Below are 14,807 nucleotides of genomic sequence, written 5' to 3'. Positions count from 1 at the left end.
AATTGAAAAAAGCCTCGCCCGCGACGGCCGACAGGCCGGCCGCCGCTCACAGGGAAACGCCTGAGTGGAGGTCAGCCATGGGTACTCGCGCCGGAGGACGACGCACGGGACCGAAATGCATTGCCATAGTCGGTCCCTTCGCAAGCGGTAAGACGACACTTCTCGAAGCCATACTCGCCCGTACAGGCGCCATTCCCCGCCAGAATCCCGTTTCGTCCGGAAATACCGTTTCCGATCATTCGCCCGAGGCGCGCGCTCACGGCATGAGCGTCGAGGCGACCTTCGCCACCACCGATTTCATGGGCGAGCCGTTCACCTTCGTCGATTGTCCCGGCTCGATCGAATTCTCCTTCGAAGCCGAGCCGGTGCTGGCCGCCTGCGACGTCGCCGTGGTCGTTGCCGAGGCCGACGAGAAGAAGATCCCTGCCCTGCAGCTGATCATGCGCAAGCTCGACGAGCTCGGCGTGCCGCGCATGCTGTTCCTGAACAAGGTCGACAAGGCGATAGCAGGTGTGCGCGACACGCTGAAGATGCTGCAGCCGGCAAGCTCGGTGCCATTGCTGCTGCGCCAGATCCCGCTGCGCAAGGACGGCGTCGTCATCGGCTCGATCGACCTCGCTCTGGAGCGTGCCTACATCTACCGCGAATATGCCGAGAGCGAGGTCGCCCAGATCCCGAGCGACGACAAGGCGCGCGAGCTCGAGGCGCGCTTTTCCATGCTGGAGACGCTCGCCGACCATGACGACCGGCTGATGGAGCAATTGCTTGACGAGATCGAACCGCCGAAGGACGCGATCTTCGACGACCTCGCCGCAGATCTGCGCGACGGCACGGTGACGCCGGTGCTGATCGGCACCGCCGAGAAGGGCAACGGCGTGCTGCGCCTGTTGAAGGCGATCCGTCACGACGCACCCGACATCGCGGCGACGCGCCAGCGTCTCGGCGCGCCCGATGGCAATGCCACCGTGGTCCAAGTGATGAAGACCATCCACACCGCGCATGGCGGCAAGCTGTCGGTCTCGCGCATCCTGTCCGGCCAGGTCGCCGACGCCGCCGAGCTGTTCCTTCCCAGCGGCGAGACGGCAAAGGTCTCCGGCATCTACAAGATGCTCGGCAAGGACCAGGTCAAGCTGACTTCGGCCAAGGCCGGCGACACTGTGGCGCTCGGCAAGCTGGACGCCGTCAGGACCGGCCAGACGCTGAGCTCGACCAAGGGCGGCATCAAGCCGCTGGTCACGCTGGCGCCGCCGCAACCGGTCTTCGCCTTCGCGCTGCGGCCGAAAGAGCGCAAGGACGAGGTCAAGATGTCGGCGGCCATCCAGCGCCTGGCCGAGGAAGATCCCTCGCTCAACCTGCATCACAACCAGGATTCCGCCGAAACCGTGCTGTCCGGTCATGGCGAGATGCATCTGCGCGTCGTGCGCGAGCGGCTGGAAGGCAAGAACCAGATCCCGGTCGAAGGCCATGTGCCGGCCGTGCCCTATCGCGAGACGATCCGCAAAGCGACGCAGCAGCGCGGCCGCCACAAGAAACAGTCGGGCGGCCACGGCCAGTTCGGCGATGTGGTGCTGGAGATCAAACCGCTGCCGCGCGGTTCAGGCTTCCAGTTCACCGATACGATCACCGGCGGCGTCGTGCCGAAGACCTACATCCAGTCGGTCGAGACCGGCGTGCGCGATTACCTGAAATCGGGCCCGCTCGGCTTCCCGGTCGTCGATGTTGCCGTCAACCTTTCCGACGGCTCCTACCATGCGGTCGATTCCTCCGACATGGCCTTCCAGATGGCGGCGAAGCTGGCGATGAAGGAAGGCATGGCCGCGTGCTCGCCGGTGCTGCTGGAGCCAGTGATGAAGGTCGAGATCGTCACGCCGTCGGATGCGACGTCGAAGATCATCGCTCTGATCCCGCAGCGGCGCGGCCAGATCCTCGGCTACGACGCGCGGCCCGACTGGCCGGGATGGGACGTGGTCGAGGCGACCATGCCGCAGGCTGAGATCGGCGACCTCATCATCGAGCTGCGCTCGGCCACTGCGGGTGTCGCCAGCTACCGGGCCGTCTTCGACCACATGGCCGAACTCACCGGCCGGTTGGCCGACGAAGCGCTGAACGCCAACGGCAAGGCCGCCTGAGCTGCCCTTGCGGCCCAACAGGAAACGGCGCCCGGATGGCCCGGGCGCCGGTTGTTTCGGCCCGGCGTCGTGGGGGGCCGAACCGCAGGTACGCCGCATGCGTTCCCCCCGGGTTTTTGCGGAGGAAAGTTAGGACGCGGTAGCTGCCTGAGCCCGGGTCGTCCGAGTGATGCCCCCATCCCCCGGACGAGCCACACCGCGTCCTATGCTCTGCTTAATCGATTTGGCGCGCCCGCGGCATGTTACCCGAGGTTACATGTCACTGTTACGCGACCGTTCCGGCCGATTTTCTGGCGATGTGTTGGTTTCGGGCAACAAAAAAGCCGGATCAATGAAGACCCGGCTGAGTTTGATTGGAAGTGCCTGTTAAGGCTAACCTCCAGAGGGGAACACTCGAGAGCGCTAATGGGAGGAGAACGCGCTCAGGAGATGATCTATATATGTGCTCTTCATGCCCAAGAAACAAGCATCTATTTTGCAACACTCACATGCAAAAAGGCGCCGGCTGTGGTCTAATCCGTCCCGAAGCGCAATAGGACCAGTTGAATCGCTGAAATACAGCCTGCGGCAAGGCAAAAATCGATCCGCGGCCGCGAATCAGCAGCGATTCCTGCTCGGAAAGTCGAAAAACGCAGGATGACGTGGAATCGTGCAGCACGCGTTTGTTTTTTCGGCAGCCAGACCTTGCTGGTGCATGCCGCCCAAAAGCCCGCCATCGAGCTTGACCTGAGGTGCGGCGGCTTGGGTTACGTGCCGGACAAGACCTGAAGCGCGTTGCAGGAGACCGTTCAAGGCCGCGCCCGTAAGGAGAGCTATATGCGAGCCACTTCGGCGATCGCCGGCAGCGTCATCTTTCTTGCTGTAGCGCCCGGCGTGGTCGCCGGACTGTTGCCTTGGCTGCTGACCGATCGCTATCGCCTGCCCTGGTCGAGACTGCCCGGTTTCGTTCCTGTGGGCTGGCTGCTGGTTGTCGCCGGCACAGCCATACTGCTGCACGCCTTTGCCCGGTTTGCCCTGGAGGGTCGGGGTACGCCCGCCCCGGTCGCGCCGACCGAGAGGCTGGTCGTCGGCGGCATCTACCGCCATGTCCGCAATCCGATGTACGTCGCCGTGCTGTCGATCGTCCTCGGCCAGGCACTGCTGTTTTCGAGCTGGACGGTCGCCGCCTATCTAGTCATCGCCGCGGCCGCCATGATCTCCTTTGTGAGACTATACGAGGAACCGACGCTTGCCCGCCGCTACGGTGACGAATACGAGGCCTACCGCCGTGCCGTACCAGGCTGGCTGCCCCGCCTGACACCTTGGCGCGGCTGACGCAGGCTCCAACGCTGCGTCACCACGGCAGCGGGCCGTCCTCGTTCGAGAACGTGCCCGTCGGACCGTTCGCGTCGAGAAGCGCGAGGCGCACGGGCTCCCGCGCGGCCTGTTCGACTGTGCGCGGACCTTCGAAGTTGTTGAGCTCCGTCGCGGTGTAGCCCGGGCACGCAGCGTTGACCTTGATGCCGGTCTCCTCGAGCTCGATGGCGAAGGCGAGCGTCATCGCGTTGACGGCCGTCTTCGACGGGTTGTAGACGGCGCCAAACGACGTGCGGTACGGAAAGGCCGGATCCGCGTTCAATGTCAGCGAGCCGGCGCCGCTCGATACGTTGACGATACGCGCCGCCGGCGCCTCACGAAGGAGCCGCAGCATCGCTTGCGTGACGGCGACGATGCCAAACACGTTCGTCTCGAATACGGCGCGTACGTCGTCGAGGGAGGCAATGCTCGGGCGGCCCGAATTGATGATCTCCTCGAGCGGCCTGCCCGGCTTTCCCGCATGGGAGATGCCGGCATTGTTCACCAGCACGTCGAGGCGGCCGAGTTCGATGCGGATGCGCTCTGCCGCGGCGGCGATCGACGCCTGATCGGTGACGTCGAGCTGCAGGGCGTGGGCATCCTCTCCGATGCTATTTGCGGCTGCCTCGGCATGCTCGAGCCTGCGCGATCCTACGAGCACGGTAAGGCCGTTCGCCGCGAGGTCCTTGGCGATCTGAAGACCGATGCCCTTGTTGGCCCCGGTGACCAGGGCGACGGGTTTGTCCTGCATGGTAATCTCCTTTTGTGCACCGATGTGTGGCCAACACCGCTTTGCCGTGCTAGATACAAGTCAAACGGAACCACGTTCCACATATATCCGGAACAAGGTTCCGTTTGCAAGAGGTAATTTGATGGGCGAAAAAACGCCGAACGGCAAAACGGATCAAGGCGATGGTCTGGAACCCCGCGACCGCGCGGATCGCCACGTGCGCGCCGACGCACGGCGCAACATCGACGCGTTGCTCCGGGCGGCCATGGCGGTGTTCGCGACCTCCGGCGTGGAGGCTCCGGTGCGAGAGATCGCGGAAAAGGCTGGCGTCGGCGTCGGCACCGTCTACCGCCATTTTCCACAGCGCTCGGACCTGATCGTGGCCGTCTTCCGCAACGAGGTTGACGCCTGTGCGGACGCCGCGCCGATCCTGGCCGGAAAGCATGAGCCCGGTGAAGCGCTGGCCCTGTGGATGCAGCGCTATGTGGATTTCATCACGGCAAAACGCGGCCTCGCGGCAGCCTTGTACTCAGGCAATCCGGCATTCGACACTTTGCCTGCCTATTTCAACCAACGGCTCCGGCCCGCGCTTCAAACATTGCTGGAGGCGGCGGCCGCGGCCGGCGAGGTGCGCGCCGATATCGAGCCGGGCGACCTGTTGGGCGCGGCCGCCAGCCTTGCCATGCCGGCACATGGCGGCGGCCCTGCCCAGGCGCGGCGCATGGTTGCCCTGCTGGTCGACGGTTTGCGCTACGGCGCCAGCACGCTGGCGGATACGCGTTCCTAAAGCGCGTTGCGTTCGACCGACCTGATGCGACGCGCTTTAGGTTCTTGTTTGATGCATGTCCTTATCGCAAAACCGCTGCACGCTTTTGCGCGACATGCATTAAATCAGAACGACCAGCTGCGCGCCTTGGCGATGATGAAATCGCGGAAGACATGCAGCTTCGCCTGGTTCTTCATCGCATCGGGATAGGCGAAATAGGTATCGAAGGACGGCACTTCGGTCTCGGGCAGCAACTGCACCAGTCCGGAATCCTTGCTGACCACGTAATCCGGCAGCATGGCGATGCCGGCGCCGCCCTGCACCGCCCGCTTGATCGACAATATGTCGTTGATCTGCAGCGTCGGCACCCTTTGCCCGCCTTCGAAATCGCCGACCGTCTCCAGCCAGTTCAGTTCCGACAGATGCGCCGGCACCGGCACGCCGAAGGTGACGATGCGATGGGTTTTCAGCTCGGCGATCGAATTCGGCTTGCCATATTTGTTTACATAGGATGGCGCCGCGTAGAGATGGAAATGCACGGTGAACAGGCGGCGCTGGATGAGGTCCGGCTGCTGCGGCTGGCGCAGCCGGATGGCGCAGTCGGCCTGGCGCATCGTGAGATCGAGCTCCTCATTGGCCAGGATGAGCTGCAGGCTGACCTCGGGATAGAGCTCGATGAATTCCTGCACGCGCTCTGTCAGCCAGCCAGCGCCGAGGCCGACCGTGGTCGTCACCCTGAGCACGCCGGAGGGCCGGTCCTTGGTTTCGGTCAGTCGCGACTTGATGGTTTCGAGCTTCATCAGCACGTCGTGCGCCGTGCGGAACAGCATCTCGCCCTGCTCGGTCAGCACCAGGCCGCGGGCATGGCGATTGAACAGCGGCACGCCGACGTCATGCTCGAGCGCGCTGACCTGCCGCGAGATCGCCGATTGCGACAAATGCAGTGTTTCCGCGGCATGGGTGAACGACCCCGCTTCCGCCGCGGCGTGAAACACGCGTAGCTTGTCCCAATCCAACGCCATGATTTCCCCTCGTCCTGTTTTCTGGCGTCCGCCTGTTTTCGGCGTCTGAATGAAAAATCAGGCTTTTGCGCGGCTTTTCTCAGCCGCTTATCGAACAATCACTCCGCCGCTTCGCGGTGAACCTCGATCCCCGCCAGATATTTTTCCGCCTCGAGCGCGGCCATGCAGCCGAGACCGGCCGCCGTCACCGCCTGGCGGTAGATGTCGTCGGTCACGTCGCCGGCGGCGAACACACCCGGCATATCGGTGCGGGTCGAATCCGGCGCCGTCCACAGATAGCCGTTCGGCTTCTGCTTCAGCTTGCCGGCAAACAGCTCGACCGCCGGCGCGTGGCCGATCGCCACGAACACGCCGTCGACCACCAGATGCATCTCCTGCCCGGTCACCACGTTGCGCAGCTTCAGCCCTTCGACCGACGGCGGCAGCGGCGCCTTGCCGGGCCTGCCGGTGATCTCGTCGACCACCGTGTCCCAGATGATGCGGACATTGTCTTTCCGCAGCAGCCGCTCGCGCAGGATGCGCTCGGCGCGGAAATCGCTGCGCCTGTGGATGACGGTGACGCTCTTGGCCAGGTTGGAGAGATAGAGCGCTTCCTCCACCGCCGAATTGCCGCCGCCGATCACCGCGACATCCTTGCCGCGGTAGAAGAAGCCGTCGCAGGTGGCGCAGGCCGAGACGCCAAAACCCATGAAGGTGTGCTCGCTCGGGATGCCCAGCCATTTCGCCTGGGCTCCGGTGGCGATGATCAGCGCGTCGGCGGTATAGATCGTGCCGGAATCGCCCTTGGCGCGGAACGGCCGCACGTTGAGGTCGACCTCGGTGATGATGTCGTTGACGATGTCGGTGCCGACATGCTCGGCCTGCCTGAGCATCTCGCTCATCAGCCATGGACCCTGGATCGGTTCGGCGAAGCCCGGATAGTTTTCGACATCGGTGGTGATCATCAGTTGCCCGCCCTGCTGCAGGCCGGCGACCAGCATCGGCTTGAGCATGGCGCGGGCGGCATAGATCGCCGCCGTATAGCCGGCGGGGCCGGAGCCGATGATGAGAACAGGCGCGTGCTTGGTGATCATGAAAAACCTCTGCGGGGAGCAGCCATGGATTGTGGCATGAACTCTCGTCGATTGTTGCGCGTAATGTAAGTGTTGCCTGCGATGCCAGCAAGGCAAGTTGCCGTTCGTCCCCGGAAAGCTTCGGCGCCGGCGACGGCGACAAGCAACCCGCAGCAAGATGTGCGAAAATCCTCGATCCAGCGGATGGAATAGACAGCAAAGTCGTTTAATTACAAAGTCGCGAAAGATTCTTTCGCGTCACCACGGAAGCCACCATGCCGATCAAGGCCGATCTCGATGCCATCGACTGGAAGATCCTGCGCGAGCTTCAGCAGGACGGACGCATGACCAATGTCGAACTGTCGGGCCGCGTCGGCATTTCGGCGCCGCCGTGCCTGCGCCGCGTCAGGCGGCTGGAAGAGGCCGGCATCATTCGCGGCTACCGCGCTTTGCTCAACGCTCCGGCGCTCGGCCTCGACGTCGTCGCCTTCTGTCTGATCGGCCTGCATCACCAGGCCGACGCCGAACTCAAGACCTTCGCCGAGCGCACTCGTGGCTGGCCGATCGTGCGCGACGCCTGGATGGTGTCGGGCGAGTCCGATTTCCTGCTGCATTGTGTGGCGAGCGATCTCGGCACCTTCCAGACCTTCGTCATCGAGGAACTGGCCTCGGCCCCCAATGTCGACACGGTGCGAACCGCGCTGACCATCCGCCGGGTCAAGGATGAAGGGCTGGTGGCGTTTTCGGCTTAAGAAAGCAGGCAACGCGGCTGCGAAACAAAAACCCGGAAACAAAAAACCCGCCTCGGCGGGCGGGATCGTCGGTGGAAATCATCACTATACCCAAATTAATAGCATAGCTGCCGGCACAAAGCAAGAACAAAATTGCCTTCAGCGTTGAAGATTGGCTTCATTCCAGCTTGGGTTCCTCGCCCCACGAAAGTGGGGAGAGGTGTCTCGGCGAAGCCGAGACGGCGAGGGGAACCGCGCCCTACGAAGCGCCCTCTCCGGCCGCTTCGCGGCCACCTCTCCCCCGCTTCGCGGAGGGCGAGGAACCCAGGTCCTGAGAGTTCGAGGATCACCCTGCGTCGCAGAGGCGCGTTTCGACCATTTCGCACAAATGGTGGTAGAGGCACAAATGCCCCTGCTGGATGATCGGCGTCGAGGTCGAGGGTACGTTGAGCAGGATGTCCGAGAGCGGCTTCAGCTTGCCGCCGGTGTCGCCGGTCAGGCTGATCACCGTCATGCCCATCATGCGCGCCTGCTCTGCGGCGGCGAGGATGCTTGGCGAATTGCCGCTGGTCGAGATGGCGAGCAGCACGGCGCCCGCCGAACCATGCGCCTCGACCTGGCGCGCAAACACCGTGTCGAAGCCGTAATCATTGCCCCAGGCGGTCAGCACCGCCGCGTTGGCCGGCAGCGCGATGACGTTATAGGCCTTGCGCTCCCTGAGGAAGCGGCCGACCAGCTCGCCGGCGATATGGATGGCGTCGCTGGCCGAACCCCCATTGCCTGCTATCAGCAGCGCCTTGCCCTGCGAAAGCGCGGCGACGACGGCGCTGACCGCCCGCTCCATCTCGCTGGTCAGGTCGCGCTCGACCATCGCCGAAATCGCGGCCGCCGAGCGGGCCAGGTAATCGTTCAGTTCGGACATGAAACCCTCAGTTCCCGGCGCGCAATCTGCCGATAGTGCCGGTCGTGCTCTTGCCGGCGACGAGGTCGACCAGCACGACGCGCCCGCCGGCCTTCTGCACGACATCGGCGCCAACCACCTGATCGACCGTATAGTCGGCGCCCTTGACCAGTATGTCGGGGCTCAGCGCCTCGATCAGCGAAAGCGGCGTATCCTCCTCGAAGATGACGACGGCGTCGACCGAGGCAAGTGCTGCCAGCACGCAGGCCCGGTCATGCTGGTCGTTGACCGGGCGCCCCGGCCCTTTCAGCCGGCGCACCGAGGCATCGCTGTTGAGGCCGAGCACCAGCCGGTCGCACTGGCTGCGCGCCGCATGCAACAGGCTGACATGGCCGGCATGCAGGATATCGAAACAGCCATTGGTGAAGCCGACGCTCAAGCCCTCGTCTTTCCAGCCCGCCACCAGCCGCGCGGCGGCGGTGGCATCGAGGACCGCATCCAGGTGGGCGACCGGACCGTGCGAGCGAAACAGCGCACCGGTGAGTTCCTCGATCGTCAGCCGCGCCGTGCCGCGCTTGCCGACGACAACACCGCCGGCGGCGTTGGCGATCGATCCGGCCATGACACGATCAGCCCCTGCTGCAAGAGCCAGCGCGAAGGTCGCGATTACCGTGTCGCCGGCGCCCGAAACGTCGAACACTTCGCGCGCCTGCGTGGCGATATGGCGGGCGTCGTCCGCACCGATGACGCTCATGCCCTTTTCGCTGCGCGTCGCGACGACAAAATCGAAACCGTGCGCCGAAATCAGCTGGCGTGCCGCCGCCTCGATTTCGTCGTCGGCAAACACTGCGCGGCCGACCGCCTCGCCGAGTTCCTTGCGGTTGGGCGTGATTGCCGTCGCGCCGGCATAACGCGCATAGTCGCGGCCCTTCGGATCGACCAGCACCGGCTTGCCCGCTTGCCGGCAGATCGAGATCAGCTCGCCGGCGGCGCCGTCGAGCAGCACGCCCTTGCCATAGTCGGACAGGATGACGATGTCGGCGCGCGCCAGCGCTTCGCGAAAATGCCCGACCAATGTCGCGCGCTCGGCATCGCCCAGCGGCTTGATTTCCTCTTCGTCGAAACGCAGCACCTGCTGGTTGAGCGCGCTGAAGCGGCTCTTGGACGACGTCATGCGATCGGCATCCTGCGCCAGCCCGCCGGTGTCGACGCCAAATTCGCCGATCATCCGCATGAGGTTCTTGCCGGCCTCGTCAGCGCCGATCACCGAGACCGGTATGACGGCAGCGCCGAGCGAAACGATGTTGGCGACGACATTGCCGGCGCCGCCCATCGCCAGCGTTTCGCCGCGCCCGTGCAGCACGGGGATCGGCGCTTCCGGCGAAATGCGCTCGATCACGCCGTTGACGAAACGGTCGAGGATGAAATCGCCGACCACCAGCACGGTGGCGCCGCCGAAGCGCGAAATGGCGCGGTGAAGGGGTTCGGGAGAGGGCAGCTTGATCATGTCAACGCGTGGGAGAGCCGATTTTCAGTGACGGGGGATTCGATTGGCAGGGCCGGCCGTTCATGGCGATGCCGATATACCGCAATTTCAGCCGACGCAACGGCAGGCCTTCGACCGATCGCGGCGGCGCGATAATGCGTCAGCTTTTCTGCAACGCGACATGCACGCCCAGTCCGACAAGCACCGCACCGCCGGCGCGCCGCATCAGGCGCTGCGCGCGGCTCGACTGCCGCAGCCTGGCGATCACCGCGCCGGCCAGCACCACGCAAACAATGTCGGCCGACGAGAACATCAAATTGACGATTGTTCCAAGCACGACGAACTGCAGCCAGACCGGAAACGCTGCCGAGGCATCGATGAATTGCGGCAGGAACGCCATGAAGAAAATCGCCGTTTTTGGGTTGAGCACCTCGACGGCAACGCTCTCGAAAAAGGCGCGGCGGGCGGATTTCGGCTGAATTCCCGGCAAGACAACCTCGCCTTGCGCCTTGGCGCGAAACAGCGAAACACCGAGCCAGACCAGATACAGCGCACCGACCAGCTTGACCGCCATGTAAAGCACCGGCACGGCATGGAAAAGCACCGACAGGCCGACGGCGGCGGCGAAGACATGAACGTAGCCGCCAAGATGGATGCCGAGCGCCGCCATCAGCCCGGACCAGCGGCCGCGCGCCATGGTTTGCGCGGCGGCATAGAGCATGGCGGGGCCGGGGATATAGGCGAAGATCGCCGTGGTGGCGAAAAAGGCGACAAGCAGTTCGGTTGACGGCATTACCTTGCTCCTGTCGCCGATCGGCCGGCACGCCGACTGAAACGTGACCTTTGCGGCGCCACTATGGCGCTCATCCGGCCGCCCCGCCACCTGCTTTGTCGACAGCCCGGCCCGCCTCCCCTATAAGGCCAGAATCCCACAAGGGCTACAACCGGCACAAGGTACCAGAGGCTTTCATGATCATCGTCACGGGCGGCGCCGGCATGATCGGTTCCAACATCGTCGCCGCGCTCAACGCCGAGGGTTTCAGCGACATCCTCGTCGTCGACGACCTCACCGACGGCCACAAGATCGCAAACCTCGCCGATCTCGAGATCGCCGACTATCTCGACAAGGACGATTTTCTGGCGCGGATGGAGGCCGGTGACCTCGGCCGCATCGAGGCCGTCTTCCACCAGGGCGCCTGCTCGACCACCACCGAATGGAACGGCAAGTTCATGATGGAGGTCAACTACGCCTATTCGAAGCGCCTGCTGCACGCCTGCCTGGCCCTGCGCTTGCCCTTCCTCTATGCCTCGTCCGCTTCGGTCTATGGCAGCGGCGCCGAGTTCCGCGAGGAGCCGCAATGCGAACGGCCGCTGAACGTCTATGCCTATTCGAAAAAACTGTTCGACGACTATGTCCGCCGCACCGTTTTCGATACCGATCACTCGCCGGTCGCGGGCCTGCGTTATTTCAACGTCTATGGACCGCGCGAGGCGCATAAGGGCGCCATGGCCTCTGTCGCCTTCCATCTGTTCAACCAGGTCGAGCAAGGGCAGAATCCCAAGCTGTTCGGCGCCTATGGCGGTTTCGGGCCCGGCGAGCAGAGCCGCGACTTCATCCATGTCGGCGATGTCGCCGACGTCAACCTGTGGCTGTGGAAACGCGGTTCCAGCGGCATCTTCAACTGCGGCACCGGCAAGGCCCAGCCGTTCCGCGCCATTGCCGAAACGGTGATCGATACGCTCGGCAAGGGCCAGATCGAATTCATCGAGTTTCCCGACCACCTCAAGGGCAGCTACCAGAGCTTTACGCAAGCTGATATGTCCCGCCTGCGCGCAGCCGGTTACAATGGCCAGTTCCGCACAGTGGAAACCGGCGTCAGAGACTATGTCGAATGGCTGAAAGCCCAACGATCCTCGTGATCGGCCCACGCTGGGTGGGCGACATGGTGATGGCGCAGTGCCTGTTCCAGGCGCTGAGGGAGCTTCATCCGGATGCCGCCATCGACGTGCTGGCGCCGGCCTGGGCAGCACCGCTGGTCAAGCGCATGCCCGAAATCCGCCAGCAGATCGACCTGCCGCTGCAATCCGGCGCGTTCGAATTCCGCGTCCGAAGGCGCTTCGGCCGCCTGCTGCGCGGCCGCTACGACATGGCCTTTGTCCTGCCGGGAAGCTGGAAATCGGCGCTGATCCCGTTCTTTGCCGGCATTCCGCGCCGCGTCGGCCATCTCAGGGAAATGCGCTACGGGCTGCTGACCGACATCGTGCCCTTGCCCGATCGCCTGAAACGGCGCACCGCGCAGGCCTATTTCAGCCTTGCCCGCGGCGGCGCCTTCCAGACTCCAAAGCTTGCCGTCGATCAAGCCAGCCAGGCGGCGCTGCTCGGCCGTTTCGGGCTGACAGCGGGGAAATTCGTGGCACTCATGCCCGGGGCCGAATTCGGTCCGGCCAAGCGCTGGCCGAGCGAACACTATGCCGGGCTCGCCCGCGAGATGATGGCGAAAGGGTTTGGCGTGGCACTGTTCGGATCGAAGAACGACGCTGGGGTGACGGCGGAAATCGCCGCGCTGGCTCCGGGCGCCGTCGATCTTGCCGGCCAGACGCGGCTCGAGGATGCCATCGACCTGATCGCCGCGGCGAGGCTTGCCGTCTCCAACGACAGCGGGCTGATGCATGTCGCCGCCGCCGTCGGCACGCCGGTCGTCGCCGTCTACGGCTCGACCTCGCCTGAGAACACGCCGCCGCTCGCCGAGCGCCGCGAACTGGTCTGGCTCGGCCTGTCCTGTTCGCCCTGCCACAAGAAGACCTGCCCACTCGGTCATCTCAACTGCCTGAAGACGCTGGAGGTCGAACGCGTCGTGGCGGCGGCGGAGCGGCTGCTGCCGGCCGCCGCATGAAAGTGCTGATCATCAAGACATCGTCCATGGGCGACGTCATCCACACTTTCCCGGCGATCGAGGACGCGCGCCACGCTCGGCCGGATATCTCCTTCGACTGGTGTGTCGAAGAGGCATTTGCCGGCATTGTGGCGCTGCATCCAGCCATCCAAACCATCCACAGCGTGGCGATCCGGCGCTGGCGCAGGAAGCTGCTCGAGCCCGGCACATGGCGGGAAGTGATCGGCTTGCGCCGCGCCTTGCGCGATTGCCGCTACGACCTCGTTCTCGATGCGCAAGGCTTGCTGAAATCGGCGCTGGTGGCGCGGCTGGCGGCAGCCCCGATCGCCGGCTTCGATCGGTCGAGCGCCCGCGAGCCGTCGGCGATCTTGTTCTACGACCACCGGTATCCCGTGCCGCGCGGCCTGCATGCCATCGAGCGCACGAGACGGCTGTTCGGGCTGGCGCTCGGCTACGAGCCGGATTTTTCCCGGCTTGACTCGGGCATCGCGCCGCCGGCCGGAAGATCCATTCTTGTCGGTGAAAAGACCGCCTTCCTGCTGCATGGCACCAGCCGCGAGGACAAGAAATGGCCGGTCGCGGACTGGATCGAAACCGCCCGTCTGCTGGTGGACAAGGGGATGACGCCGGTCACCACCTGGTCGAACGATCGGGAACAGGCGGCTGCCGAAGCGATCGCCGGCGCCGTTTCGCAAACCGTGGTGGTCGCCAGGTCGCCGCTAGCCGAGATCGCCGCTGTCATCGGCGGCTCGACGCTGGTCATCGGCGCCGACACCGGCCTGACCCATCTCGCCAGCGCTTTCGGCCTGCCGACGGTGGCGATATTCCTCGCTACCGAGCCCGGCCTGACCGGCCCGCGCGGACCATTCTCATCGACGCTGCTGGCCAGGCCCGGTCACAGTGTCACGCCGCCGGAGGTGATGGCGGAAGCCGAGAGGCTTGTGGAGCGCCAGACGCTTGGTCAGGCCGGTGACCGCTGATTTGCTCAATCAATTCAATCGGAAAGGTCAGCGCTGCCCCTTCCCTTCTCCCCTTGTGGGAGAAGGTGGATCGGCGCGAAGCGCCGAGACGGATGAGGGGTGTTGGACGGAGTGCGGAGGGAGCCAAGCTGGAACACCCCTCATCCGACCTCGCTTCGCGAGGCCACCTTCTCCCACAGGGGGAGAAGGCAGAGCAGCGCCAATCCCCTAGATAAATTGCACCTGGACGATCTCGTAGCCCCTGGCGCCGCCCGGTGCGTTGACCTCGATGGCGTCGCCGACTTCCTTGCCAATCAGGGCGCGCGCGATCGGCGAGGAGATCGAGATGCGGCCGGATTTCACGTCCGCTTCCTGGTCGCCGACGATCTGGTAGGTCTTTTTCTCCTCGGTATCCTCGTCGACCAGCACCACGGTGGCGCCGAATTTGACCTTGTCGCCGCTGAGCTTGGTGACATCGATCACCTCGGCCCGCGCGATCAGGTCCTCGAGCTCGTTGACCCGGCCCTCATTGAGGCTCTGTGCCTCTTTTGCCGCGTGATATTCGGCATTTTCGGAGAGGTCGCCATGCGAGCGCGCTTCGGAAATCGCCTCGATGATACGCGGCCGCTCCTGTTGCTGGCGCCAGCGCAGTTCTTCCTTCAATGACGCGAACCCCTCGCCTGTCATCGGGACCTTGTTCATAATGCCTGACCTTTCCTGCCGCCGCCCCCGCAATCGGGAGCGACCTTGTCGATGGTACAAAAAGAAAACGGTCCGGCAGCCTCGCTAACGGAACCGTCTC

The 14,807-nt window shown here is 64.4% G+C and carries 14 protein-coding genes; 7 read left to right on the top strand and 7 right to left on the bottom strand.

Annotated features, from left to right (window positions below):
• The first annotated feature begins 77 nt into the window (after window positions 1-77).
• Window positions 78-2,129, top strand: coding sequence for an elongation factor G (locus tag NKI39_RS26925; RefSeq protein WP_352683561.1), 2,052 nt, complete (start codon window positions 78-80; stop codon window positions 2,127-2,129).
• A gap of 816 nt (window positions 2,130-2,945) precedes the next feature.
• Window positions 2,946-3,443, top strand: coding sequence for a methyltransferase family protein (locus tag NKI39_RS26920; protein ID WP_352541068.1), 498 nt, complete (start codon window positions 2,946-2,948; stop codon window positions 3,441-3,443).
• A gap of 19 nt (window positions 3,444-3,462) precedes the next feature.
• Here NKI39_RS26920 and NKI39_RS26915 read toward each other — a convergent pair whose 3' ends face one another.
• Entirely contained in the window at window positions 3,463-4,215 is a 753-nt protein-coding gene (locus tag NKI39_RS26915) for an SDR family oxidoreductase (protein ID WP_352469808.1), read from the bottom strand.
• A 121-nt stretch (window positions 4,216-4,336) separates the two neighbouring features.
• Between NKI39_RS26915 and NKI39_RS26910 the strand changes: the two genes are divergently transcribed.
• Complete coding sequence (locus NKI39_RS26910; protein ID WP_352458407.1) at window positions 4,337-4,981, top strand: TetR/AcrR family transcriptional regulator; 645 nt, start codon at window positions 4,337-4,339, stop codon at window positions 4,979-4,981.
• A gap of 104 nt (window positions 4,982-5,085) precedes the next feature.
• Here the strand turns inward: NKI39_RS26910 and NKI39_RS26905 are convergent, their stop codons facing one another.
• Window positions 5,086-5,982: a LysR family transcriptional regulator gene (locus NKI39_RS26905; protein ID WP_023678345.1), complete on the bottom strand. Its 897-nt coding sequence runs from the start codon at window positions 5,980-5,982 to the stop codon at window positions 5,086-5,088.
• A gap of 98 nt (window positions 5,983-6,080) precedes the next feature.
• The gene (gene trxB / locus NKI39_RS26900; RefSeq protein WP_352469805.1) at window positions 6,081-7,055 is read right to left on the bottom strand and encodes a thioredoxin-disulfide reductase; all 975 of its coding nucleotides are present in this window, start codon (window positions 7,053-7,055) and stop codon (window positions 6,081-6,083) included.
• Between the two features lie 254 nt (window positions 7,056-7,309).
• Here trxB and NKI39_RS26895 point away from each other — a divergent pair, with 254 nt between their 5' ends.
• On the top strand, window positions 7,310-7,786 hold the full coding sequence (locus NKI39_RS26895) for an Lrp/AsnC family transcriptional regulator (protein WP_352469300.1): 477 nt from the start codon (window positions 7,310-7,312) through the stop codon (window positions 7,784-7,786).
• 325 nt (window positions 7,787-8,111) lie between these two features.
• Here the strand turns inward: NKI39_RS26895 and NKI39_RS26890 are convergent, their stop codons facing one another.
• The 3 genes from NKI39_RS26890 to NKI39_RS26880 all read right to left on the bottom strand — a co-directional run bounded on the left by NKI39_RS26890 (window position 8,112) and on the right by NKI39_RS26880 (window position 10,945).
• On the bottom strand, window positions 8,112-8,687 hold the full coding sequence (locus NKI39_RS26890; RefSeq protein ID WP_352835639.1) for a D-sedoheptulose-7-phosphate isomerase: 576 nt from the start codon (window positions 8,685-8,687) through the stop codon (window positions 8,112-8,114).
• Between the two features lie 7 nt (window positions 8,688-8,694).
• A complete protein-coding gene (gene rfaE1, locus NKI39_RS26885; RefSeq protein WP_352835636.1) occupies window positions 8,695-10,173 on the bottom strand; it encodes a D-glycero-beta-D-manno-heptose-7-phosphate kinase in 1,479 nt (492 codons plus the stop codon).
• 139 nt (window positions 10,174-10,312) lie between these two features.
• On the bottom strand, window positions 10,313-10,945 hold the full coding sequence (locus NKI39_RS26880; protein ID WP_352835633.1) for a LysE family translocator: 633 nt from the start codon (window positions 10,943-10,945) through the stop codon (window positions 10,313-10,315).
• A 176-nt stretch (window positions 10,946-11,121) separates the two neighbouring features.
• On the opposite strand from NKI39_RS26880, the gene rfaD reads away from it, so the two are divergent.
• The 3 genes from rfaD to waaC are packed head-to-tail and all read left to right on the top strand — an operon-like array spanning window position 11,122 to window position 14,026.
• Window positions 11,122-12,072 carry an ADP-glyceromanno-heptose 6-epimerase gene (gene rfaD, locus NKI39_RS26875; protein WP_352819955.1) on the top strand — a complete coding sequence of 317 codons (951 nt, stop codon included), beginning with the start codon at window positions 11,122-11,124 and terminating at the stop codon, window positions 12,070-12,072.
• Window positions 12,045-13,046 carry a lipopolysaccharide heptosyltransferase II gene (gene waaF, locus NKI39_RS26870; protein ID WP_352541062.1) on the top strand — a complete coding sequence of 334 codons (1,002 nt, stop codon included), beginning with the start codon at window positions 12,045-12,047 and terminating at the stop codon, window positions 13,044-13,046. Before rfaD ends, waaF begins: the two co-directional genes overlap by 28 nt.
• Window positions 13,043-14,026, top strand: a complete 984-nt coding sequence (waaC, locus tag NKI39_RS26865) for a lipopolysaccharide heptosyltransferase I (protein ID WP_352835630.1) — start codon at window positions 13,043-13,045, stop codon at window positions 14,024-14,026. The genes waaF and waaC overlap by 4 nt, the downstream gene beginning before the upstream one ends.
• Before the next feature lie 207 nt (window positions 14,027-14,233).
• On the opposite strand, the gene greA is transcribed toward waaC, so the two are convergent.
• Window positions 14,234-14,707, bottom strand: coding sequence for a transcription elongation factor GreA (gene greA, locus NKI39_RS26860; protein WP_023719113.1), 474 nt, complete (start codon window positions 14,705-14,707; stop codon window positions 14,234-14,236).
• Window positions 14,708-14,807: the final 100 nt, after the last annotated feature.

It is taken from the genome of Mesorhizobium sp. M0664 (assembly GCF_040320565.1).
Lineage (GTDB): Bacteria > Pseudomonadota > Alphaproteobacteria > Rhizobiales > Rhizobiaceae > Mesorhizobium.
The sequence above is the reverse complement of the archived record's forward strand: the minus strand, read 5'-3'. Positions and strand labels throughout refer to the sequence as shown.

Coding starts and splice junctions, on each gene's coding strand:
- NKI39_RS26925 (WP_352683561.1), top strand. CDS start 78: ATGGGTACTCGCGCCGGAGGACGACGCACGGGACCGAAATGCATTGCC.
- NKI39_RS26920 (WP_352541068.1), top strand. CDS start 2,946: ATGCGAGCCACTTCGGCGATCGCCGGCAGCGTCATCTTTCTTGCTGTA.
- NKI39_RS26915 (WP_352469808.1), bottom strand. CDS start 4,215: ATGCAGGACAAACCCGTCGCCCTGGTCACCGGGGCCAACAAGGGCATC.
- NKI39_RS26910 (WP_352458407.1), top strand. CDS start 4,337: ATGGGCGAAAAAACGCCGAACGGCAAAACGGATCAAGGCGATGGTCTG.
- NKI39_RS26905 (WP_023678345.1), bottom strand. CDS start 5,982: ATGGCGTTGGATTGGGACAAGCTACGCGTGTTTCACGCCGCGGCGGAA.
- trxB (WP_352469805.1), bottom strand. CDS start 7,055: ATGATCACCAAGCACGCGCCTGTTCTCATCATCGGCTCCGGCCCCGCC.
- NKI39_RS26895 (WP_352469300.1), top strand. CDS start 7,310: ATGCCGATCAAGGCCGATCTCGATGCCATCGACTGGAAGATCCTGCGC.
- NKI39_RS26890 (WP_352835639.1), bottom strand. CDS start 8,687: ATGTCCGAACTGAACGATTACCTGGCCCGCTCGGCGGCCGCGATTTCG.
- rfaE1 (WP_352835636.1), bottom strand. CDS start 10,173: ATGATCAAGCTGCCCTCTCCCGAACCCCTTCACCGCGCCATTTCGCGC.
- NKI39_RS26880 (WP_352835633.1), bottom strand. CDS start 10,945: ATGCCGTCAACCGAACTGCTTGTCGCCTTTTTCGCCACCACGGCGATC.
- rfaD (WP_352819955.1), top strand. CDS start 11,122: ATGATCATCGTCACGGGCGGCGCCGGCATGATCGGTTCCAACATCGTC.
- waaF (WP_352541062.1), top strand. CDS start 12,045: ATGGCTGAAAGCCCAACGATCCTCGTGATCGGCCCACGCTGGGTGGGC.
- waaC (WP_352835630.1), top strand. CDS start 13,043: ATGAAAGTGCTGATCATCAAGACATCGTCCATGGGCGACGTCATCCAC.
- greA (WP_023719113.1), bottom strand. CDS start 14,707: ATGAACAAGGTCCCGATGACAGGCGAGGGGTTCGCGTCATTGAAGGAA.